Source organism: Pseudomonas sp. 1D4, from assembly GCF_001728925.1.
Taxonomy (GTDB): Bacteria; Pseudomonadota; Gammaproteobacteria; order Pseudomonadales; family Pseudomonadaceae; genus Metapseudomonas; species Metapseudomonas otitidis.
Genome location: NZ_LXJQ01000003.1, coordinates 127,974 through 150,253 on the forward strand (window position 1 = coordinate 127,974; position 22,280 = coordinate 150,253).

Sequence of the window (22,280 nt, forward strand, 5' to 3'; positions counted from 1 at the left end):
GGGCGAGGGGGCGGGTCAGTCCTGCGGGGTGTCGCGCAGGAACACCAGCTTGTTCTCGCTGGAGGCTTCGGCGGCGAAGCGGTAGCCCTGGTAGTCGAAGTCCTTCAGGCCCTGCGGGTCGGTGAGGCGCTCCTTGATCACGTAGCGGGCCATCAGGCCACGGGCCTTCTTGGCGTAGAAGCTGATGATCTTGTACTGGCCGTTCTTCAGGTCCTTGAATTCGGTGTCGATGATGCGGGCGTCCAGCACCTTGCGCTTCACGGCGCTGAAGTATTCGTTGGAGGCCAGGTTGAGCAGGACGTTGTCGCCCTGTTCGGCCAGGGCTTCGTTGAGCCAGGTGCTGATGCGTTCGCCCCAGAAGGCGTAGAGGTCCTTGCCCCGGGCGTTGGCCAGCTTGGTGCCCATTTCCAGGCGATAGGGCTGCATCAGGTCCAGCGGGCGCAGCAGGCCGTAGAGGCCGGAGAGCATGCGCAGGTGGCGCTGGGCGAAGTCGAAGTCGCTGTCCTCGAAGCTTTCGGCGTCGAGGCCGGTGTAGACGTCACCCTTGAAGGCGAGCAGGGCCTGCTTGGCGTTCTCCGGGGTGAAGTCGGGGTGCCAGCTTCCGTAGCGCGCGGCGTTGAGGCTGGCGAGCTTGTCGGACAGGTGCATCAGTTGGGCGATGTCGGCCGGGGCCAGGGTGCGCAGTTGCTGGATCAGCTCCTGGGCGTGGTCCAGGTGGCGGGGTTGGGTGTAGCGGTCGGTGACCGGTGGGGTTTCGTAGTCCAGGGTCTTGGCGGGCGAAATCACCATCAGCATCGGCTTGTCTCCTTCGGCAATGGCGCGATTGTAGGGACTTGCCCGGGCAGGCTCCACCTATCGCCCCGATTGAGTGGACAGGGGCCATGCCCCGCGTCACACACCGGGCCGGGAGGCTGCGCTATAGTGCGCTCCCCCGCGGCCCTGGCCGCCCATTCCCCGACTGACAAGGAGGTCGTTGTGAAGACCCTCTCGCGTATCGCACTTTCCCTGCTGTTCGCTTCCGGTGCCGTGGTGGCTCAGGCCGCGCCGGTATCCATCGAGGTGCTGAGCGCCGTGGTGAAGGACGAGAAGATCGCCGGCGCCGAGGTGCTGTTGCAGAAGAACGGTGCCCAGACCGTGACCGGCCGTACCGACGCCCAGGGCCGCGTGACCCTGGACAGCAGCTTTGCCGATGACCCGGAAAGCCTGGTGATCGTGAAGAAGGACGGCTACTCCAACCTCGTCGCCAAGTGCCCGTGCACCGGCATGACCTATGCCATCAGCCCGGTGATGAAGGACCTGGACGGCTTGCGCATCGTGCTGAGCTGGGGCGAGAAGCCGGAGGACCTGGACTCCCACATCGCCTACCCGGGCAACCACATCTACTTCGCCGAGAAGGAAGGCACCGACGCCGACCTGGACGTGGACGACACCGACAGCTACGGCCCGGAGACCATCACCCTGCACAAGAAGCGCTACGGCGAGACCTACGTCTACGCGGTGCATGACTTCACCAACAGGGACAACCCGTCCTCCAAGGCACTGGCGGGCAGCCAGGCGAAGGTGTTCGTCTACGTCGGCCAGTCCCTGGTGCGCACCTACTACGTGCCCAAGGAGCAGCGCGGCAACCTGTGGAAGGTGTTCCGCATCACCGCGTCCGGCGACTTCCAGGACATCAACACCCTGGAGGGCAGCCAGGCGAAGGACGCGGCTTACGTGCTGGGCGACATCGAGCCGCTGCTCAACGAGGGCCGCAGCGTGGCCGCGCAGGCGGCTTCCCAGGCTGCCCAGGGTGATGCCAAGGCGCTGAACCGCAAGGGCGAGGCGGCCTACCACGAAGGCAAGCTGGACCTGGCCATCGACCTCTACCGCCAGGCCATCGAGCTGGATGCCAACTACGGCCAGGCCTACAGCAACCTCGGCCTGGCCTACCAGAAGGCCAACCGCACCGCCGAGGCCATCTGGGCCAACCGCAAGGCCATCGCCCTGGCCACTGGCGCCAACGCGGCCACCGTGCGCGCCAGCTCCTACTACAACATCGCCCGCATCTACGAGGCGGCCGAGCAGTACGACGATGCCCTGCGCCACTACCACCTGGCCAAGGAGCAGAAGGCGAACCCGGTGTACGACAAGGCGATCCAACGGGTTCAGGACCGCCACTGATCCCTCCCTGCTGACAGCGCGCCCCTTCGGGGGCGCGTTCGTTTCCGCTGCCGTGAACGGAGAACGCCATGTTCCGTACCCTCGCTTTCGGTGCCGCACTGCTCGGTGCCACCTTCGCCCAGGCCGCCGGCCCCAGCCGCATCGCCCTGATCGACCGCTCCACCTGGCCCGCTGCGCTGGATTCGCCAGCGGCCTTCGATGACGCCTCCCGGGGCGAGATCCTGGTCTTCGCCCAGACCCTGCTGCAGAGCGAGGGGCTGGACGCCGCCGCCTGGCAGCAACGTCTGGGCCTGAAGGCGGTGGACCTGGACGGCATCGCCACGGTGCGCAAGCGCTTCTGGGCGCGCCTGGCGGAGAACTACCGGCTGGCCAGCCAGGGCTGCAACGCCACGCGGCCGTTCTGTGAGCCGGCAGCCGACGAGGCGGCCTTGCGCGAGCGCGCCCGGCGCTTCGAGGTGGCGCCGGATTCGCCATTTTTCGCCTGGTCCGAGGCCAGCCGAGGCTTCCACCTGCGCTACCTGGACGAGCAGATGCGCCTGGCGGCGCTGTTCCCGCGCATCAGCAGCGAGATCGGTCTGTTCTCCGAGCGGGAGCGCAATGGCGACGAGCTGAAGGACCGGCAGTTCCTGCTCACCTTCGACGATGGCCCGACGCCCCGTGACGGCCTCAGCGATCGCCTCACCACCTGGCTGCGTGAGCAGCACATGAGTGCGACCTTCTACGTGCTGGGACAGGGGTTCCAGACCCGCCTGGGCAAGACCTCGCCGGAGGCGATGCGCCAGCTCTACGCCGGCCAGTGCGTCGGGCTGCACGGCTGGGAGCACAAGTCCCACAGCAGTTGGGCGCAGTGGCAGGACTCGGTGGTGCGGGTGCGCGACCTGGTGGCCCGCACGCTGCCGGACAACGCCGTGCCGCTGTTCCGCCCGCCCTATGGCCAGCGTCGTGCCGACAGCGGAGCGTTCTTCGCCGCCCAGGGGCTGACGGTGGCGTTGTGGAACATCGATTCGCAGGACTGGAACGCCCGCATCAGCGGCGACGAGGCGGCGCAGCGGGTACTGAACCTGATGCTGCTGTGGCGCCGGGGCGTGGTGCTGTTCCATGACATCCACCCGAAGGCGCTGGCGGCGCTGCCCTGGCTGAAGGACCGGACGGCCCTGGCGGGTGTGGACTGGATGCCTTGCAACACCTACCGCTGAAGGGGCGGGGCAGCACGGGCAGGGGGGACTTCGGACTTTAGCGACGCTCCTGCCCGGCGCCAAGGGTTATTCGTCGAAGGATAAAAAAAGGGTTTTGCCGACCAAAAAGTTCTTTTTTCTGTCATCTCTCTTGGGTTATTAACGAATCAGACCGCCGAATCCTGAGCAGGGTGGCGGCCCCAGGCCCTCATCCTTCTCATGGCGTCCCTGGCTCCCGGCATGACCCGGACAGGCAGGGCGGCAGTCCTTCCTCGGCGGAGCGCCGTACCGGCATTCCGTCGCCCGGACCGACAAGAAGGTGACCGAGTATGGATGACCACGGACGCGCCCGCCCCACCGCTCCAACCCTCTATGCCCTCGATACCAACGTTCTGATCCACGATCCCAACGCCCTCCTCAACTTCGAAGAACACCACGTTGCCATCCCCATGACGGTGCTGGAGGAACTGGACAAGCTCAAGAGTGGCAAGCAGGGCGTGGCCGCCGAATGCCGGCAGGCCATTCGCCTCATCGACAAGATCCTCGGTGGCGCGACCCCCGAGCAGGTGGAGCACGGCGTACCGATCCAGCGCGAGAAGAGCGGCCCCTGCGGCTTTCTCTCGATCCTCATGAGCAAGAGCGCAGCCCCCATCACCTGGCTGCCGGACAACCTCAACGACAACCGCATCATCAATCAGTTGGTGGAGCTGAAGACCCGCCGGCCCGGCCTGTCCGTGGTGCTGGTCACCAAGGACATCAACATGCGCCTGAAGGCGCGTGCCTGTGGCATCGATGCCGAGGACTACCACACCGACCAGTTGGTGGACGACGTCTCCCTGCTGTCCCGTGGCTACCACGACATGCCCGGGTCCTTCTGGGAGCGCGTCAGCAAGGTGGAGACCCGCCAGGACCATGGCCGCACCTGGCACCGGGTGCAGCTCACCGACAACCTGCCGGCGGTGCACGTCAACGAGTTCATCGTTGACGAGCAGGGCTTCGTCGGCTGGATCAAGGGCATCCAGGGCACCGAGCTGACCATCCTCGACCTGCACCAGGAGCCGTTGCTGCACCAGGAAGCCTGGGGCCTGCGCCCGCGTGATGTGTACCAGGCGCTGGCGCTGTACGCGCTGCTGGACCCGGACATCCACCTGGTCAACCTCTCCGGCGCCGCCGGCTCGGGCAAGACCATCCTGGCGCTGGCCGCAGCCATCGAGCAGACCATGGTGACCAAGCGCTACCGGCGCATCATCGCCACCCGCAGCGTGCAGGGGCTGGACCAGGAGATCGGCTTCCTGCCCGGCACCGAGGCCGAGAAGATGGAGCCCTGGCTGGGCGCCATCACCGACAACCTCGAAGCCCTGCACATGGATGACGAGAGCACCCATGGCAGCGTGGACTACATCCTCAGCAAGGTGCCGCTGCAGTTCAAATCGCTGAACTACATCCGCGGGCGCAGCTTCCAGCAGAGTCTGATCATCATCGACGAGTGCCAGAACCTCACCCCGCACCAGATGAAGACCATCATCACCCGCGCCGGCACCGGCTCGAAGGTGATCTGCCTGGGCAACCTCGCGCAGATCGACACCCCCTACCTGTCGGCGCCCAGCTCGGGCCTGACCTACCTGACCGAACGCTTCAAGGATTTCCCCCACGGCGTTCACATCACCCTCCAGGGCGTCCCGCGTTCGGTGCTCGCCGAATACGCCGAAGCCCACATGTAGCCGCCGTCGCCGCCGGGCGCTCACCCGCCCGGCGGCGAAAGCGCGACCGCCGCCGGCTCTTCTGTATACAATTCGCCTCCTGCGGCCCGCTCCCACCGGGTCGCCCGAGGAGACTTGCAGTGCTGACCCATCTCGATTCCCAAGGCCGCGCCAACATGGTCGACGTCACCGAAAAAGCGGTGACCGCCCGTGAGGCGACGGCCGAAGCGCGGGTGCGCATGCGCCCGGAAACCCTGGCGATGATCCAGGCCGGCGGCCATCCCAAGGGCGACGTGTTCGCCGTGGCGCGCATCGCCGGCATCCAGGCGGCGAAGAAGACGTCCGACCTCATCCCCCTGTGCCATCCGCTGATGCTCACCAGCGTCAAGGTGGAGCTGGCTGCCGAAGGCGACGACGTGGTGCACATCGTCGCCCGCTGCAAGCTGGCCGGGCAGACCGGCGTGGAGATGGAGGCCCTCACCGCCGCCAGCGTCGCTGCGCTGACCCTCTACGACATGTGCAAGGCCGTGGATCGGGGCATGACCATCGAGTCCGTGCGGCTGCTGGAAAAGCTCGGCGGCAAGAGCGGCCACTACCAGGCGGAGGCGTGACCATGATCCGTGTGCAGTACTTCGCCCGTTACCGCGAGGCCCTCGGCCTGGACGGCGAGCAACTGGCCTGGGACCCGGCCTTCGCCCGCCTCGACGACCTGCGCCAGCACCTCGCGGCGCGCGGCGGCGTGTGGGCGGTGCTCGACGAGCAGAACCTCATGTGTGCCCGCAACCAGGAGCTGTGCAGCCTCGACGAGGCGCTGGCCGAAGGCGACGAAGTGGCCTTCTTCCCCACCGTGACCGGAGGCTGACATGGCCATTCGCGTGCAGAGCGCTGCCTTCGACCCGGGCGTTGAACTCAATGCCCTGCACGCCGCCAACGTCGGCGTCGGTGCGGTGGTGGGGTTCGTCGGCTACGTGCGGGACTTCAACGACGGCCAGGACGTGGCCGGGATGTTCCTCGAGCACTACCCGGGCATGACCGAGAAGGCGCTGCAGAAGATCGCGGACGAGGCCTCGGCCCGCTGGCCGCTGCTCAACATCGACATCCTCCACCGCATCGGCCGGCTGGAGCCGGGCGAGCCCATCGTCTTCGTCGGCACCGCCAGCGCCCACCGCCAGGCCGCGTTCGATGCGTGCAACTTCGTCATGGACTTCCTCAAGACCCGCGCGCCGTTCTGGAAGAAGGAAGACACCCCCGACGGCCCCCGCTGGGTCGAAGGCCGCTGCAGCGACCAGGCCGCTGCGAAGCGCTGGGATACCCCCGAGAGCTGAGGCTCAGCCCAGCTCGATGTACATCTTGAAGACGATGGGCATGAACATGGACGCCGTGCCCAGCCCCGTCAGCCACACCCCCCATTCCTTCTCCCGGTTGCTGAAGCCGATGCCCAGCAACAGGAAGCCCGCCACCAGCAGCGCGATCATCAGGTGTACGTGGTCCATGGCCTGCCTCTCCCGTTGGGTTGCCTGTAGGCAGCCTAGACGCCCCGTCGGGTCATGGCATGACCTGGGTCAGCCGTGCCGGCCATTGAGCGGCCGATTGACGATATGTACATAAAAGTCCAGAGTGGACTGAAATTCCAATAACAAGGTGTCGCCGTGCCGCGCGATCCCCTTTTCCTTCTCCACGCCGGGTACCTGCGCCAGCCGCAGGTGCCGGTCACTGCCCTCCTTCAACGCCCACCACGAAACGGCTCGCCCCTGAACGGCCGGGCCCACACATGCACAGCGGGAGTCGCACCATGAAGAAACTCGTCCTCCTTGGCAGCCTTGCCCTCGGCCTCTTGGCCTCCACCGTGTTCGCGGCCGACAAGCCGTTGCGCATCGGCATCGAGGCGGCCTACCCGCCCTTTGCTTACAAAACGCCCGACGGGCAGATCGCCGGCTTCGACTACGACATCGGCAACGCCCTGTGCGCGGAGATGAAGGTGCAATGCCAGTGGGTGGAGCAGGAGTTCGACGGGCTGATCCCCTCGCTGAAGGTGAAGAAGGTGGACGCCATCCTCTCGTCCATGACCATCACCGAGGAACGCCGCAAGTCGGTCGACTTCACCGGCAAGTACTACTACAGCCCCGCACGGCTGGCGATGAAGGCCGGTAGCAGCGTCGACGACGGCTTCGCCAGCCTGGCGGGCAAGACCGTCGGCACCCAGCGCTCCACCACCACCGACCGCTTCGCCACCGAGGTGCTGGAGCCCAAGGGCGTGAAGGTGGTGCGCTACAGCACCCAGAACGAGATCTACCTGGACCTGCTCTCCGGACGCCTGGACGCGGTGCTGGCCGACGTGTTCCCGCTCAACGAGGGGTTCCTCAAGACCGAGAACGGCAAGGGCTACGCCCTCGTCGGCCCGGTGCTGAACGACCCTCGCTACTTCGGCGAAGGCGCCGGCATCGCCGTGCGCAAGGGCGACACCGCACTGCGCGACAAGCTGGACGCCGCCATCAAGGCCCTGCGCGCCAACGGCACCTACCAGACGATCCAGGCGAAGTACTTCGATTTCGATATCTACGGGGATTGATAGGAAGGGGATGCAGCAGACGTAGCCCGGACTTCAGTCCGGGTTTCGCGTGCACGTCCCGGTCTGAAGCCCGGGCTACGGGGCTGGCGCAACGAATGGCCCCTACCTATCGGTTTCGGGTTCTTCCTTGAGTTCGCGCAGGTGCTTGTAGACCGTGGCGCGGCCCATGTTGAGGACGTTGGCCACGTAGTTGGCGGCGCTCTTGCCCTTGAAGGCGCCCTCGGCATGCAGGGCCAGGACCAGCTCGCGCTTGTGCTCGCGGGTCAGCAGGTTGAGGCCGAGCTGGCGCTGGCGCATCCAGCTGTGGAGGAAGGTGTTGATGCGCTCCTGCCAGTCGTCGCGGAACAGCGCGTCCGGCTGGGGGATCAGCTTGCCGGGGGCAAGGAACAGGTCCAGCGCCGCCTTGGCCGACTCGAACAGGGAGATGTTCAGGTTGATGCACAGCACCGCCACCGGCTTGCCTTCGGCATCGCGCAGCACGGTGCTCACCGAGCGGATCTTCTGACCGTCCCAGTTGAGCTTCTCGTAGGGGCCGATGTTCCGCTCCTCGACCCCTTCTTCGAGCATGTCCTCCAGGGCCGAATCGTCGCCCACCGAACGCTTGGACAGGTTGTGCGCGATGTAGTCGATCGTCTGCGTGCGCAGGTCGTGCACGACCACTTCGGCGTGGGGGAAGAACAGCGTGGCGATGGCGTCGGCGATGGCCCGGTAGTTGTCCAGATCGGGGGCAGGGCTTGGCGTCATGCGGGGCTCCAGGGACGGGAAACGGCGCCGGCCCGGTGGCCGGCGCGGGGGAGTGTGGCGCAATGCGCCGGGGCCGTCATCCCAGGCGGGCGGGGGCCAGCATCGCCTCGCTGAGACCGAAGCGGGCGAGGTGCTCGGGCAACGGCTGGCGGCGGATCAGCGCGGCGCTGGCCTCGCCCATGGCGGCGGAGGTCTGGATGCCGTAGCCACCCTGGCCGGCCACCCAGTAGAAGCCGGGCAGGCGGGGGTCGTAGCCAGAGACCAGGTCGCCGTCGGCGAAGAACGAGCGCAGGCCGGCCCAGGTGCGGGCGGGGCGGCGGATGTTCAGCAGGGTGTGCTCCTCGATCTGGTAGATGCCCAGGGCGATGTCCAGCTCTTCGGGCTGCACGTCCTGGGGCTCCACCGGGTCGGCGTTGGCCGGGGAGCCCAGCAGCATCCCGGCATCGGGCTTGAAGTAGAAGGATTCGTCGAGGCTCACCAGCGCCGGCCAGGCGTGGCAGTCCATGCCTTCCGGCGGGGCGAAGATGAACGCCGCCCGGCGCTTGGGCTGCAGGCCCAGGGGGCGGGCCCCGGCCAGCTCGGCGACGCGGTCGCACCAGGCGCCGGCGGCGTTCACCACCACGGGGGCGCTGAAGCGGCCGGCACGGCTGTCCACCTGCCAGGTGTCGCCATGGCGTTCGAGGGCGGCGACTTCGGCCCCGGTCAGCACTTCGCCGCCGTTGCGGCGGATACCGCGCAGGTAGCCCTGGTGCAGGCCGTCGGTGTCGATGTCGGCGGCGCTGGGGTCGAGCATGGCGCCGTGGACCTTCTCCCGCCGCAGCACCGGTACCAGGCGGCAGGCTTCGTCGGCGTCCAGCAGGCGCACGTCGGGCACCTGTTCCCGGGCGCTGTCGAACTGGCGCTGGAGTTCGTCACGGTCTCCGGTGAAGTCCACCACCATCTCGCCCCGTGGGGTGAGGATCGGGTGTTCGCAGAAGCCTTCCGGCGGTGCATCGAAGAAGGCCCGGCTGGCCGCCGTGAGGGCGCGCACCTGGGGCGTGCCGTAGGCCACGGTGTAGAGCGCGGCGGAGCGCCCGGTGGCGTGGTAGCCGGCGTGCTCTTCGCGCTCCAGCAGCACGACCCGGCCGTGGCGCGACAGCCAGTAGCCGGTGGAGGCGCCGGCGATGCCGCCGCCGATGATGATGAAGTCCGCCTGGGTCATGCCGTTTCCTCGCTGCTGAGCCGGTACAGGGCGTGGGCCAGGGCGACGTCTTCCAGGCCCAGGCCGATGGAGCGGAAGAATACCGGACGCTGGTAGTCCGGGCGGGGCGCGCGACCGGTCAGCAGCTCGGGCAGGTCGCCACGCAGGGCATCGACGGACCAGCCGTGGTGTTCGGCCGCCAATTGCATCTCCCCGGCGCTGGCGGGGGTGGTGGCGCGGTAGTCGCAGTACACGTCCATCGAGGCCAGGGCGCCCGGCGGCACCTCGTGGGCGTGCGGGGCGTTGGTGCTGATGGAGGTGACCAGCGGCGCATGGCCGAGGCTGCGCGGGTCCAGCACCGGCCCGGCGGACGAGGTGCAGAGCAGGATCACCCCGGCATCGGCCACGGCGTCGTCCTGCCGGGTGCAGAGGGTCACGCGCGGGTCCAGCGTGCGCAGGGCGTCGGCACGCTCCCCCTCGGCCTGCAGGCGGGGGGAGTGCACGCGGATGCGCTGCCAGGGCCGCAGGGCCAGGCAATGGCGGATGTGCGCGCGGGCCACGGCACCGCTGCCGATCACGGCCAGCTCGGTGGCATCGGCCGGGGCCAGGGCATCCACCGCCAGCGCCGTGGTGGCGGCGGTGCGCTCGGTGGTGAGGGTGGCGGCGTCACAGAGCAGCAGCGGTTGGCCGTCCTGCATGGACATCAGCAGGGTCCAGGCGGTGACCACCGCACCCTGTGGCTTGGGCAGGTAGGGCGAGGTCTTGACCCCGTAGACCTGCTCGCGGGCCAGTACGCCGAGGTAGTTGATGAAGTCACCGCCTCCGGGGAACGGCACCAGTTGCTGGGGCGGCTGCACCGCGTCACCGGCGGCGAGGTCGAGGAACATGCCGCGCAGGGCGGCCTGGACGTCGATCAGGGGCAGCAGGCGTTCGGCTTCGTGGGCGGGGATGACCCGGGGCAGGGCGCTGGACATGGTGGGACTCCGCTTTAAACAATTTGTCTATAGTGGAATTTATTGTATCGATCGGCAAGGGTCGGACGATGGAGGGCGAGGAAATGGTGAGGTTTTTACATCGGGCTGCAGGGGCTGAAATGAAAAAGGCGAAGCCCGGGGGCTTCGCCTTTTTCCGTCGCGTGGCGGCGGATCAGTGCTTGTTGCGCGGCACCGGCTTGAGCAGCTCGGCGGGCGGGGTTTCGCAGTTGATCTTGCGGCCCAACAGCTCTTCGATCGGCGGCAGGGCGAAGGCGTCGTCCTCACCGGCGAAGCTGATGGAGGTGCCGCTGGTGCCGGCGCGACCGGTACGGCCAATGCGGTGCACGTAGTCGTCCGGGTCTTCCGGCAGGGTGAAGTTGATCACGTGGCTGATGGCGTCGACGTGGATGCCGCGGCCGGCGACGTCGGTGGCGACGAGGACGCGGATCTTGCCTTCGCGGAAGCCTTCCAGGGTCTTGATGCGCTTGTGCTGGGGCACGTCGCCGGACATCTGGGCGGCGCTGATGCCGTCCTTGGTCAGGCGCTCCTCGATGCGGCGCACCTCGTCCTTGCGGTTGGCGAAGACCATCACCCGCTCCCAGTTGTTCTGGGCGACCAGGTTGTAGAGCAGCTTGTACTTGTCGCTGCCGGCGACGGCATAGACGTGCTGCTCGACGGTGTCGCTGGCGACGTTCTCCGGCTCGATCTCGACGATGGCGGGGTCGACGGTCCACTGCTTGGCGAGGTTCATCACGTCTTCGGTGAAGGTGGCGGAGAACAGCAGGGTCTGGCGCTCGCCCTTGGGCGGGGTCTGGCGGATGATCTGGCGGACCTGGGGGATGAAGCCCATGTCGAGCATGCGGTCGGCTTCGTCCAGCACCATCACCTCGACCATGTCCAGGTGCACGTCGCCGCGCTGGTTGAAGTCCAGCAGGCGGCCGGGGGTGGCCACGAGGATGTCGCAGAAGCGCGACTCCAACTGCTTGAGCTGCTTGTCGAAGTCCATGCCGCCGACGAAGCTCATCACGTTCAGGCCGGTGTACTTGGTCAGGGCCTGGGCGTCCTTGGCGATCTGCACCACCAGCTCGCGGGTCGGCGCGATGATCAGCGCACGGGGCTCGCCCATGTAGCGCTCTTTCGGCGGCGGGGTCTGCAGCAGCTGGGTGATGATCGAGATCAGGAAGGCGGCGGTCTTGCCGGTGCCGGTCTGGGCGCGGCCGATGGCGTCCTGGCCCTTGAGGGTGAAGCCCAGTACGCCGGCCTGGATCGGGGTGCAGTAGGGGAAGCCGAGGTCGTGGATGGCGTGCATCAGGCTCGGGGCGAGCTTGAAGTCGTGGAAGCGGGTCTTGCCTTCCATCGGCTCGACCACGAAGTCTTCCAGCTTCCAGGTGTCCACCGGCTTGGGCGCGCGCTCACGGCGCGGCTTCTCGCTGCGTGGCTTCTCGCCGCGGGGCTTGTCGGTCTTGGGCTTGTCGGCGCGGGGGGCGTCGGCGGTCTTCTCGGCGCGCGGCTTGCGCTCGCCACGGGGGGCGTTGTCGCGGGCCGGCTTCTCGGCGCGTGGCGCCTGTTGCGCCGGTACGGGGCTGTTTTCACCTTCGCGGGTGGGGGTGGCCGGTGCGCTGGGTGCGCTCCCGGCAAAGGGCGCTTCGCCCTTGCCGAATATCTTTTTGAGTGCTTTGAGCACGGTCATCTCGTCGATTGGTTAAGGAGTGAACGGGCGCCAGTGTAAAGCAAGAAGCCATCGCGGCGAAGGCCCCGGACTTTCCGGGGCCTGCAGCCTCACTCGGTGGGCAGGCTTGCCAGCAGCAGGCGGCGCACGTTGCCGCCCATGATGGCGGCGATCTCGTCCTGGCTGAAGCCGGCCTTCTGCAGGCCTTCGGTCAGCAGGGCCAGGCCGCTGGTGTCGAACGGGGTGTGCACGGTGCCGTTGAAGTCCGAGCCCAGGGCGACGTGCCGGACGCCCGCCCGGTCGGCGGTGTAGCGGATGGCCTTGACGATGGCGTCCACCGAGGTGTCGCAGACGGCGGCGTCCCAGTAGCCGATGCCGATCACCCCGCCGGTGGCGGCGATCCGTTTGATGTGCTCGTCGCTGAGGTTGCGCGGTCCCTTGCAGGTGCCCTCGACACCGGTGTGGGAGACCAGCACCGGACGCTCGGCGATCTTCAGCACGTCATCGATCAGGGCGCGGGAGGCGTGGGCCAGGTCCACCACCATGTGCTTCTCTTCGAGGCGGGCGATGACCCGGCGGCCGAAGCGGGTCAGGCCGCCCTTTTCCATGCCGTGGGCGGAGCCGCCGACCTCGTTGTCGAAGAAGTGGGTCAGCCCGGTGATGCGAAAGCCCGCGTCATACAGCCGGTCGACGTTCTCCAGCTTGCCTTCCAGCGGGTGCAGGCCTTCGGTGGCGAGGATCGCGGCGACCCGCTGCGGGTCCTTCTGCCAGGCGGCGAGGAAGCCTTCCAGATCGCCCCGGGTGCGCACCAGCACCAGCTTGCCGTCGCTGCGGCGGGCGGCGTCCTCCAGTTTCTCGCCCTGGTACAGCGCGCGCTCCAGCAGGCTGTGCCAGGTGCGTGCCGGCCAGCGCTGGGCCATGGCCAGCAGCGTGATGTTGTCGCTGTCGCTGTCGTTCTTCTCGTAGTTGATGCCGCGCGGCGTCTTGGTGACGGTGGAGAACACCTGCAGGCCGACGTGGCCTTCCAGCAGGCGCGGCAGGTCGCTGTGGCCGTAGTCGTGGCGCTCCAGCAGGTCGCGCTGCCAGAGCAGGGCGTCGTCGTGCAGGTCGGCGACGAACAGGGTCTTGTGCAGGTCGGTGGCACCGGCGCCGGCCTGGTAGGGGCCGGGCTGGGCCACGGTGTTCATCCGCCGGTCCAGCAGGTTGGGCAGGGTGAAGAACACGGCCAGACCGAGCACGGCCAAGACGGCCAGCGCGATGAGGACTTTGCGCATGGGAGCATCCCGCTTCTGTTGTTGTGGAGGCGCACTCTAGCAAGCCGTCGTGGCCGATGCAGCGGGGCTCAGCCGCTAAGGCAGTTTCGTCCCCGCATCTTGGCGTCATAGAGGGCCTGGTCGGCCCGGGCGATCAACGACTTGAGGTCGTCGCGCGGGGCCATTTCGGTGAGCCCGATGGAGACGGTGACGCCGGGCAGGACGCCGACCGGTGAATAAAAGGAAGCGATCTGCTCCAGGCTGGCGCGCAGGCGCTCGCCGATGCGGCGGGCCTCGTCCAGGGCGATGTCCGGCAGGAGGATGACGAACTCCTCGCCGCCGAAGCGCGACATGCTGTCCTTCGGCCGCAGCTGGTTGCGCAGGGTATGGGCCACCAGGCACAGCGCATAGTCGCCGGCCAGGTGGCCGTGGCGGTCGTTGTAGGCCTTGAAGTGGTCCACATCCAGCATCAGCAGGCACAGCGGCTGGCCATTGAAGGCGCAGCGGGTGCTCTCGCGGGCGTAAACGTGTTCCAGCCAGCGCCGGTTGTAGAGGCCGGTGAGGGTGTCGACGTTGGCGTTCTGCTCGGTGTCGAGGATGACCCGGTTGCCACCGCGCACCCGCTCGCAGAGCAGCTCCAGCAGGTTCTGCATCATCTGCGGGGATTGCTGGAACAGCTTCAGCAGCGCCTCCCGGTGCAGGCGCAGCACGGTGCTGGGCTCGGCGGCCACCACATAGGCAGACGGGTGCTCGTGGTCGATGAAGCTGATTTCCCCGGCGCAGTCACCGACGCCCAGGGTGGACATGGGCTGGTTGTCCAGCGAACCGAGGTAGACCTGCAGGGCGCCGCGCACCACCAGGTAGAGGTACTGGTTGCGGTCGAAGGGGGAGAGCAGCACTTCGCCCTGTTCCAGGTCGTAGGCGGTGAATTCGCGCAGGACCTGACGGAGGCTGTGGACGGCGACGTTCTGGAACAGCCGCTGGTCCTTCAACTGCTGCACATCGGCCTGCCAATGGGCGTTCTTCATGGATCACCTCCATCACGGAGGCCAACGGAAGGAGACATTGCAGAACGGTCCGTGTCATCGCGGGAATTGCATGACCCGACATTATTGCTGGGCCGAAGCGCTTTCAACGCACGCCGGAAGTCGGGCCGACCGGTGGCCGGCGAAAATCCGAAAGGCGTCACAAACCGGCCATTCCATCGGCCGGTTGCGGGATGGGGAAGCCCCCGTCCGGGTGGTCCGGGGGCGCTGGATTTCAGTCCGCGAGGTACAGCGCGTAGCGCACGGAAAAGCCGGCCAGGCCCTGTTCCAGAGCGGCGCGTCGGGCATCGTCCAGGCCCGGTACATGAATGTGCGCCAGTTGGCCGTGGCGGTCATCGCTGCGCACCTCGACCCGTATACCGGGGGCGATTTCAGCCAGGCGTTCTTCGAGCACGCGCCGGATGGCGTCGTGGCGCAGGGCCGGCTTGAAGGTCTTGCCCACCGCCGTGACCGGCAGCGCGTCGATGATCCACACATCCTTGGGTATCGCGGCGCGCTCCGGCACATGGGCGGCGGCGTGGGCCAGCAGTTCGTCCTCGCTGGCCTGCTGCCCGGGCTTGAGCTGCACGTAGGCCACCGGCAGCTCGCCGGCCTTCTCGTCGGGCTTGCCGACGGCCGCGGCCATGGCCACGGCGGGGTGGCCGTGGAGGGCTTCCTCGATCATCTGCGGGTCGATGTTGTGGCCGCCGCGGATGATCAGGTCCTTGCTGCGGCCGGTCAGCCATATATAGCCGTCGGCATCCATGCGACCCAGGTCGCCGGTGTTGAACCAGTCGCCGTCGACCCAGATGCCGGCGTTCTTGCCGGCCTGCAGGTAGCCCTTGAACACCGTCACGCCGCGCAGGCAGACGTTGCCGATCTCGTTGGCAGCGGCATCGCGCAGGTCGTGGCCGTCCTCGTCCAGCACCTTGATGCTCACCTCGCAGTAGGGCATGCGCAGGCCGATGGAGCCGGGGCGGCGCTCACCGGCATTGGGGTTGCCGCAGCTGCCGCAGGTGCCTTCGGTGAGGCCGTAGCCTTCGATGAGCGTGAGGCCGGTCTTGGCCTCGAACTGGCGGATCAGCTCCACCGGCATCGGCGCGGCGCCACACAGGGCGTAGCGCAGGCTGGACAGGTCATGCCCCTCGCTGGGCACCTGCAGCAGGCCGGCGTAGATGGTGGGCACGCCGCTGAAGAAGCTCACCCGGTAGCGCTCGATGACCTTCCAGAAGTTCTGGATCAGCGTGGTGTTGCGGTAGCCCTGGGGCGTAGCCAGCAGCACCTGGGCGCCGACGAAGAAGGGCGCCAGGCCGGTGACCATCACGCCGTTGACGTGGAACAGCGGCAGGCCGCAGAGCGTCACGTCCTGCGGGCCGAGGTGGATGGTATAAGCGAGGATCATCGCCATCGCCACCTCGTTGCGGTGGCTGTGCGGCGCCAGCTTCGGCGTACCGGTGGTGCCGCCGGTGTGGAAGTACGAGGCGATGTCGTCCGGGGCGATCACCCGGCCGCTTTCCAGGTGGTCGGCCGGGCAGTCGGCGATCAGCGTGTCGAAGTCCAGCACGCCCTCCGGCAGCGGGCCGCGCTGGGCCTTGAGGGCACTGCGCTGGGGTTCCGGCAGGTAGTTGGCCAGGTCCACGGTGACGATGGCCTTGAGCGAGCCGAGGTGCTCGCGCAGGCCGGCCACCTTGTCCCACAAGTCGGTGCCGGGGAAGGGCGCCAGGGTCACCAGCACTTCGGAGTCGGCGGCGCGGACCAGTTCGGCGATGTGCTCGGGCTCCAGCAGCGGGTTGATGGCATTGACGATGCCCGCCGCCTCGCCGCCCCACAGGGTGAAGTGGGTGTGGGGCAGGTTCGGCAGCAGGAACGACACCGCCTTGCCCGGGCGCACGCCCAGGCGGTGGAAGGCGTTGGCGGTACGGGTGACCTGGGCCAGCAGCTCGGCATAGGTGAGCTGCCAGGGCGCTTCCTCGGCGCTCCCCTGGAGCAGGAAGCTCATCGCGGTGGCGTCGGGGCTGCGCTCGGCGCTCTGGCGGATCAGCTCGTAGGTGCTGGCGGGCATGCCGCGCTCTTCGAGCGGGGTGCGCTCGATCGCTTCGATGTCGCGCAGGGTGACGATGGGCGTGATGGGCGTCTGGGTCATGGCCGGATTCTTGTAGGTTGTTCGGGTCAGCGGACGAGGCGCTCGGCCAGCCAGGCGCCGATGTCGCGCACTTCCTCGGGCAGCACTTCGTGGCCCATGGGGTAGTCGTGCCAGGTCACCGGCACGCCGGCGGCGGCGAGCTTGTCGTGGGCGGCACGGCCCATGGCCGGCGGCACCACGTCGTCGAAGGTGCCATGCAGGCAGAGGGCCGGCAGTTGGAGTTTTGTATCCGCCAGCTCCAGCGCATCAGGGAAGGTGGGCGCATAGGTGGACAGCGCCATCACTCCGCCCAGCGGACCGTTCCAGCGCAGGAAGGCGGTGTGCAGCACCACCGCGCCGCCCTGGGAGAAGCCGGCGAGGATGATCCGCGCGGGGTCGACGCCCGCATCGCGCTGGCCTTCGATCAGGTCGATCACCATCTGCGCCGAGGCTTCCAACTGGTCCTGGTCGATGGCCCGCGCCGGGGTCATGGCGAGGATGTCGTACCAGGACGGCATGGCCCAGCCGCCGTTGATGGTCACGGCGCGGGTCGGCGCCTGGGGCAGGATGAAGCGGGTGCCGGTGTGTTGCTGCTGCAGGGCCTCGGCCACCGGCTGGAAGTCGTAACGGTCCGCCCCCAGGCCGTGCAACCAGATGACGCACGAATCGACGGAGTGTGTAGGTTCCAGGATCAGGGATTCACGCATGTGGGGCTCCGATTTGGGGCGTGTGCACCAGTGTGGTGCTGGCGCATTGCGAGGTTGTGGTCTATCTGTGAAGAACATGTCGCACCGTCAAAACTTTTCCTATTGACCTATCGGAAGAGTCTTTCGGGAAGAATGCTGGTACGGGCCTTGCTAAGGCCGTAGCAGACTGCTGGCACCGGCCGTGAGGTAACACTCCGGGCGGCGGCCCAACGGGTTGGGGAACGGCTCGCCGTGCCCTTGCAAGCGTCCGCTGGCTGCGGGGTTCCGCGAAGCCTGTGGACGAAAATCCGTCTCCAGCCCATTCGACCAATGGGCGGGGAAGGCACGGGACGAGTGGAGCGGTGCATCCCGGCTTTCCTTGGGTCCGATTCCCCGGTTGGCCGCCCAGGCGGTTGAACCTGCCTCACGAGGGTACGGCGGTAGGACCGAGACTCCAACACAAATAAAAGCAACTGGAGGTTTTGATGAAGATGGTGAAATCCACCCTGGCTGTGCTGACCGCAGCTACTGTGCTCGGCGCCAGTGGTTTCGTGCAGGCCGGCGCCACCCTGGACGCAGTGAAGAAGAAAGGCTACGTGCAGTGCGGCATCAGTGACGGCCTCCCGGGCTTCTCCTACGCCGATTCCAAGGGCGAGTACAAGGGCATCGACGTGGACGTCTGCCGTGCCGTTGCCGCTGCAGTCTTCGGCGACGCCAGCAAGGTCAAGTACAGCCCCCTGACCGCCAAGGAGCGCTTCACCGCGCTGCAATCCGGCGAAGTGGACATCCTCTCCCGCAACACCACCTGGACCAGCTCCCGCGATGCGGCGATGGGCCTCAACTTCACCGGCGTGACCTACTACGACGGCCAGGGCTTCCTGGTGAACAAGAAGCTGGGCGTTTCCAGCGCCAAGGAACTGGACGGCGCCACCGTGTGCATCCAGGCCGGCACCACCACCGAGCTGAACCTGTCCGACTACTTCCGCGCCAACAACCTGAAGTACACCCCCATCACCTACGACACCTCCGACGAGAGCGCCAAGTCCCTCGAATCCGGCCGTTGCGACGTGCTGACCTCCGACCAGTCCCAGCTCTATGCGCAGCGCATCAAGCTGGCCGCGCCGAACGAGTACGTGGTACTGCCGGAAGTCATCTCCAAGGAGCCCCTCGGCCCGGCCGTGCGCCAGGGTGACGAAGAGTGGTTCGACATCGTGCGCTGGACCCTGTTCGCTCAACTGAACGCCGAGGAACTGGGCATCGACTCGAAGAACGTCGTGGAAACCGCCAAGTCCACCAAGAACCCCGATATCGCCCGCCTGCTGGGCGCCGAGGGTGATTTCGGCAAGGACCTCAAGCTGCCGAAGGACTGGGCCGTGCAGATCGTCAAGCAGGTCGGCAACTACGGCGAAATCTTCGATCGCAACGTCGGCGCCGGCAGCGACCTGAAGATCGAACGCGGCCTCAACGCTCTGTGGAACAAGGGCGGTCTGCAGTACGCACCGCCGGTGCGCTGACCGACCACGCTGCCGCCTGCGGAGGCGGGCGGCAGCGTTCCGTTCCAATCGTCGAGGGCTGTCATGCACAACACTTCCCAAGCCCCGCGTGCCCGAGGGTCGGTACTGACCGATCCCAAGGTGCGCGCGTGGCTCTTCCAGATCATCGCCGTGGTCGCCGTCGTGGGCTTCGGCTGGTTCCTCTTCCATAACACCCAGGTCAACCTCGAGAAGCGCGGAATCCTTTCCGGCTTCGGCTTTCTCGACCAGAGCGCCGGCTTCGGCATCTCCCAGCACCTGATCGACTACCAGGAAAGCGACACCTACGGGCGCGTCTTCTTCATCGGCCTGCTCAACACCCTGCTGGTGACGGTGATCGGCATCATCCTCGCCACCATCCTCGGCTTCATCCTGGGCGTGGCCCGGCTGTCGCCCAACTGGCTGGTGCGCAAGCTGGCCACCGTGTACATCGAGACCTTCCGCAACATCCCGCCGCTGCTGCAGATCTTCTTCTGGTACTTCGCGGTGATGCTGCCCATGCCCGGGCCGAAGCAGAGCCTCAGCCTGGCCGACACCTTCTTCATCAACAACCGGGGCGTGTACATGCCCTCGCCCAGCATGGCCGACGGCTTCTGGCCTTTCGCCATTGCCGTGCTGCTGTGCCTGGTGGCCACCTATGCCCTGTGGCGCTGGGCCCGCAAGCGCCAGGACGAGACCGGCCAGCGCTTCCCCGTGCTGCTCAGCGGCATCGCCCTGCTGGTGCTGGTACCCGGCCTCAGTGCCCTGCTGATCGGCAGCCCCTTCCACTGGGAGGTGCCGCACCTGGCAGGCTTCAACTTCCGTGGCGGCTGGGTGGTGATCCCCGAACTGGTGGCGCTGATGATGGCGCTGTCCATCTACACCGCCGCCTTCATCGGCGAGACCGTGCGCGCCGGCATCCAGGCCGTCAGCCACGGCCAGACCGAAGCCGCCCACTCCCTGGGCCTGCGCCCCGGCCTGACCCTGCGCCTGGTCATCGTGCCCCAGGCCCTGCGGGTGATCATCCCGCCGCTCACCAGCCAGTACCTGAACCTGGCGAAGAACTCGTCCCTGGCGGCTGGCATCGGCTACCCCGACATGGTCTCGCTGTTCGCCGGCACCACGCTCAACCAGACCGGCCAGGCCATCGAGGTGATGGGCATCACCATGAGCGTCTACCTGGCCATCAGCATCAGCATTTCGCTGCTGATGAACGCGTACAACAAGCGCATCGCGCTGATCGAGCGGTGAGGGCACAGCCATGAACACCCATACCTTCAAGCCCGATCTGCCGCCGCCGAGCAACGTCGTGGGGCCGCTCGCCTGGCTGCGCCACAACCTGTTCGCCAGCCCGCTGCACGTCGTGCTCACCCTGCTGTCGCTGTACCTGCTGTGGCTGATCCTCCCGCCGTTGCTGAACTGGGCGGTGATCCACGCCACCTGGAGCGGCACCACCCGCACCGACTGCACCGGCGAGGGCGCCTGCTGGGTCTTCATCCAGCAACGCTTCGGCCAGTTCATGTACGGCTTCTACCCCAGCGAGCTGCGCTGGCGGGTGGACGTCACCGTGTGGCTGGCGATCATCGGCGCCGCGCCGCTGTTCCTGAAGAAGATGCCCCGCAAGGCCCTGTACGGCATCGGCTTCCTGGTGGTCTACCCGCTGCTGGCCTTCTGGCTGCTGCACGGCGGCCTGGGTCTGCAGGAAGTGCCTACCAGCCGCTGGGGCGGCCTGATGCTGACCCTGGTGATCGGCTACGTCGGCATCGCCGGTGCCCTGCCGCTGGGCATCCTGCTGGCCCTGGGGCGGCGCTCCCAACTACCGGCGATCAAGGTCATCTGCGTGACCTTCATCGAGTTCTGGCGCGGCGTGCCGCTGATCACCGTGCTGTTCATGTCCTCGGTGATGTTGCCGCTGTTCCTGCCCGAGGGCATGAACCTCGACAAGCTGCTGCGCGCCCTGGTGATGGTGATCTTCTTCGAGGCGGCCTACGTCGCCGAAGTGGTCCGGGGCGGCCTGCAGGCCATTCCCAAGGGCCAGTACGAAGCCGCCGCCGCCCTCGGCCTGGGCTACTGGCGCAGCACCGCGCTGGTGATCCTGCCGCAGGCGCTCAAGCTGGTCATCCCCGGCATCGTCAACACCTTCATCGCCCTGTTCAAGGACACCAGCCTGGTGATCATCATCGGCCTGTTCGACCTGCTCAACAGCATCAAGCAGGCGACCACCGACCCCAAATGGCTGGGCATGTCCACCGAAGGCTACGTATTCGCCGCCCTGATCTACTGGATCTTCTGTTTCAGCATGTCGCGCTACTCCATGCGCCTCGAACACAAGCTGAACACCGGGCACAAGCGTTAGGAGAGAGATTCGAATGAGTGAAGCCATCCAGAAAGACGCTGCTGCGCCGATCATCCAGCTGCAGGGCGTGAACAAGTGGTACGGGCAGTTCCATGTGCTCAAGGACATCAACCTGAACGTCAAGCCGGGCGAGCGCATCGTGCTGTGCGGCCCCTCGGGCTCGGGCAAGTCCACCACCATCCGCTGCATCAACCGCCTGGAAGAGCACCAGCAGGGCCGCATCGTCGTCGACGGCACCGAGCTGACCAACGACCTGAAGCAGATCGAGACCATCCGCCGCGAAGTGGGCATGGTGTTCCAGCACTTCAACCTGTTCCCGCACCTCACCGTGCTGCAGAACTGCACCCTGGCACCCATGTGGGTGCGCAAGATGCCCAAGCGCCAGGCCGAAGAGATCGCCATGCACTACCTGGAGCGCGTGCGCATCCCCGAGCAGGCCCACAAGTTCCCCGGCCAGCTCTCCGGCGGCCAGCAGCAGCGCGTGGCCATCGCCCGCGCCCTGTGCATGAAGCCGAAGATCATGCTGTTCGACGAACCCACCTCCGCCCTCGACCCCGAGATGGTGAAGGAAGTGCTCGACACCATGGTCGGCCTCGCCCAGGACGGCATGACCATGCTCTGCGTGACCCACGAGATGGGCTTCGCCCGAACCGTGGCGGACCGGGTGATCTTCATGGACAAGGGCGAGATCGTCGAACAGAACGAACCCAACGCCTTCTTCGACAACCCGCAGAACGAGCGCACCAAGCTGTTCCTCGGGCAGATCCTGCACTGATCGCCAGCACGACACGAAAAGGGGCCTCCGGGCCCCTTTTTCATTTCCGCCGTTGCCCGGACTTCAGTCCGGGAACGCCGGCTACTCCATTTCTGGGCTGAAAGGCTTCGCGAGCAGAGCTCGCCCCCACAGACCGGCGTGTCGCCCGTCGGGTTGTCGGGGGGATGGTGCTTTTTCCATCCACCCGTGGCGTTCGCCGTGACCCGCATGGTGGACCGGTGAAGCGCGGTCCACCCTACGTCCTGACAAGGATCGCCTTTGCTGTGATGAGCAGTCGCAAGCCCTATCGAGCTCGCGTCGCCAAGGCAGATTGACAGGGAATCTCCTACGGTCCGGCTGGACACGAGTAGCCCGGACTTCAGTCCGGGAAAGCCGGCTACT

21 protein-coding genes are annotated in these 22,280 nt (G+C 67.0%); 11 read left to right on the forward strand and 10 right to left on the reverse strand.

Features of this window, described 5'->3' with window-relative positions; translation table 11 throughout:
* Positions 1-15: 15 nt before the first annotated feature.
* Positions 16-795, reverse strand: a complete 780-nt coding sequence (yaaA, locus tag A7D27_RS02735; protein ID WP_069564010.1) for a peroxide stress protein YaaA — start codon at positions 793-795, stop codon at positions 16-18.
* A gap of 180 nt (positions 796-975) precedes the next feature.
* Between yaaA and A7D27_RS02740 the strand changes: the two genes are divergently transcribed.
* The 6 genes from A7D27_RS02740 to moaE all read left to right on the forward strand — a co-directional run bounded on the left by A7D27_RS02740 (position 976) and on the right by moaE (position 6,360).
* Entirely contained in the window at positions 976-2,160 is a 1,185-nt protein-coding gene (locus A7D27_RS02740) for a tetratricopeptide repeat protein (protein ID WP_069564011.1), read from the forward strand.
* Between the two features lie 68 nt (positions 2,161-2,228).
* Positions 2,229-3,356, forward strand: a complete 1,128-nt coding sequence (locus A7D27_RS02745; RefSeq protein WP_069559381.1) for a polysaccharide deacetylase family protein — start codon at positions 2,229-2,231, stop codon at positions 3,354-3,356.
* 308 nt (positions 3,357-3,664) lie between these two features.
* Positions 3,665-5,056: a PhoH family protein gene (locus A7D27_RS02750; RefSeq protein WP_069559380.1), complete on the forward strand. Its 1,392-nt coding sequence runs from the start codon at positions 3,665-3,667 to the stop codon at positions 5,054-5,056.
* Positions 5,057-5,175: 119 nt separating this feature from the next.
* Positions 5,176-5,646 (forward strand): cyclic pyranopterin monophosphate synthase MoaC, encoded by a 471-nt coding sequence (gene moaC, locus A7D27_RS02755; protein ID WP_044411737.1) that lies wholly within the window; start codon positions 5,176-5,178, stop codon positions 5,644-5,646.
* Positions 5,647-5,648: 2 nt separating this feature from the next.
* A complete protein-coding gene (locus A7D27_RS02760; protein WP_044411734.1) occupies positions 5,649-5,897 on the forward strand; it encodes a MoaD/ThiS family protein in 249 nt (82 codons plus the stop codon).
* 1 nt (position 5,898) lies between these two features.
* Entirely contained in the window at positions 5,899-6,360 is a 462-nt protein-coding gene (gene moaE / locus A7D27_RS02765; protein WP_069559378.1) for a molybdopterin synthase catalytic subunit MoaE, read from the forward strand.
* A gap of 3 nt (positions 6,361-6,363) precedes the next feature.
* On the opposite strand, the gene A7D27_RS28250 is transcribed toward moaE, so the two are convergent.
* Positions 6,364-6,528, reverse strand: a complete 165-nt coding sequence (locus tag A7D27_RS28250) for a hypothetical protein (protein ID WP_165664358.1) — start codon at positions 6,526-6,528, stop codon at positions 6,364-6,366.
* Positions 6,529-6,827: 299 nt separating this feature from the next.
* Here A7D27_RS28250 and A7D27_RS02775 point away from each other — a divergent pair, with 299 nt between their 5' ends.
* On the forward strand, positions 6,828-7,604 hold the full coding sequence (locus A7D27_RS02775) for an ABC transporter substrate-binding protein (protein WP_069559377.1): 777 nt from the start codon (positions 6,828-6,830) through the stop codon (positions 7,602-7,604).
* Positions 7,605-7,706: 102 nt separating this feature from the next.
* On the opposite strand, the gene A7D27_RS02780 is transcribed toward A7D27_RS02775, so the two are convergent.
* The 8 genes from A7D27_RS02780 to A7D27_RS02815 form a co-directional block, all read right to left on the reverse strand.
* Complete coding sequence (locus A7D27_RS02780; protein ID WP_069564013.1) at positions 7,707-8,348, reverse strand: transcriptional regulator; 642 nt, start codon at positions 8,346-8,348, stop codon at positions 7,707-7,709.
* A gap of 76 nt (positions 8,349-8,424) precedes the next feature.
* The gene (locus tag A7D27_RS02785) at positions 8,425-9,549 is read right to left on the reverse strand and encodes an FAD-binding oxidoreductase (RefSeq protein WP_069564014.1); all 1,125 of its coding nucleotides are present in this window, start codon (positions 9,547-9,549) and stop codon (positions 8,425-8,427) included.
* Positions 9,546-10,502, reverse strand: a complete 957-nt coding sequence (locus A7D27_RS02790) for an ornithine cyclodeaminase family protein (RefSeq protein ID WP_069564015.1) — start codon at positions 10,500-10,502, stop codon at positions 9,546-9,548. The genes A7D27_RS02785 and A7D27_RS02790 overlap by 4 nt, the downstream gene beginning before the upstream one ends.
* Positions 10,503-10,674: 172 nt before the next feature.
* Complete coding sequence (gene rhlB / locus A7D27_RS02795; RefSeq protein ID WP_069559426.1) at positions 10,675-12,186, reverse strand: ATP-dependent RNA helicase RhlB; 1,512 nt, start codon at positions 12,184-12,186, stop codon at positions 10,675-10,677.
* A gap of 95 nt (positions 12,187-12,281) precedes the next feature.
* Positions 12,282-13,445 carry a dipeptidase gene (locus A7D27_RS02800; RefSeq protein WP_069559374.1) on the reverse strand — a complete coding sequence of 388 codons (1,164 nt, stop codon included), beginning with the start codon at positions 13,443-13,445 and terminating at the stop codon, positions 12,282-12,284.
* Positions 13,446-13,513: 68 nt separating this feature from the next.
* Complete coding sequence (locus A7D27_RS02805; RefSeq protein WP_069559373.1) at positions 13,514-14,452, reverse strand: GGDEF domain-containing protein; 939 nt, start codon at positions 14,450-14,452, stop codon at positions 13,514-13,516.
* A 232-nt stretch (positions 14,453-14,684) separates the two neighbouring features.
* Positions 14,685-16,592 carry an acyl-CoA synthetase gene (locus A7D27_RS02810; RefSeq protein WP_069564016.1) on the reverse strand — a complete coding sequence of 636 codons (1,908 nt, stop codon included), beginning with the start codon at positions 16,590-16,592 and terminating at the stop codon, positions 14,685-14,687.
* A 26-nt stretch (positions 16,593-16,618) separates the two neighbouring features.
* On the reverse strand, positions 16,619-17,278 hold the full coding sequence (locus A7D27_RS02815) for an alpha/beta hydrolase (RefSeq protein WP_069559371.1): 660 nt from the start codon (positions 17,276-17,278) through the stop codon (positions 16,619-16,621).
* Positions 17,279-17,742: 464 nt separating this feature from the next.
* Between A7D27_RS02815 and A7D27_RS02820 the strand changes: the two genes are divergently transcribed.
* The 4 genes from A7D27_RS02820 (at position 17,743) to A7D27_RS02835 (ending at position 21,899) form a co-directional block, all read left to right on the forward strand.
* Positions 17,743-18,771: an amino acid ABC transporter substrate-binding protein gene (locus A7D27_RS02820; RefSeq protein WP_069559370.1), complete on the forward strand. Its 1,029-nt coding sequence runs from the start codon at positions 17,743-17,745 to the stop codon at positions 18,769-18,771.
* Between the two features lie 63 nt (positions 18,772-18,834).
* A complete protein-coding gene (locus tag A7D27_RS02825; RefSeq protein WP_069559369.1) occupies positions 18,835-20,019 on the forward strand; it encodes an amino acid ABC transporter permease in 1,185 nt (394 codons plus the stop codon).
* Positions 20,020-20,029: 10 nt separating this feature from the next.
* A complete protein-coding gene (locus tag A7D27_RS02830; RefSeq protein ID WP_069559368.1) occupies positions 20,030-21,124 on the forward strand; it encodes an amino acid ABC transporter permease in 1,095 nt (364 codons plus the stop codon).
* Positions 21,125-21,137: 13 nt separating this feature from the next.
* A complete protein-coding gene (locus tag A7D27_RS02835; RefSeq protein WP_069559367.1) occupies positions 21,138-21,899 on the forward strand; it encodes an amino acid ABC transporter ATP-binding protein in 762 nt (253 codons plus the stop codon).
* Positions 21,900-22,280 lie beyond the last annotated feature (381 nt).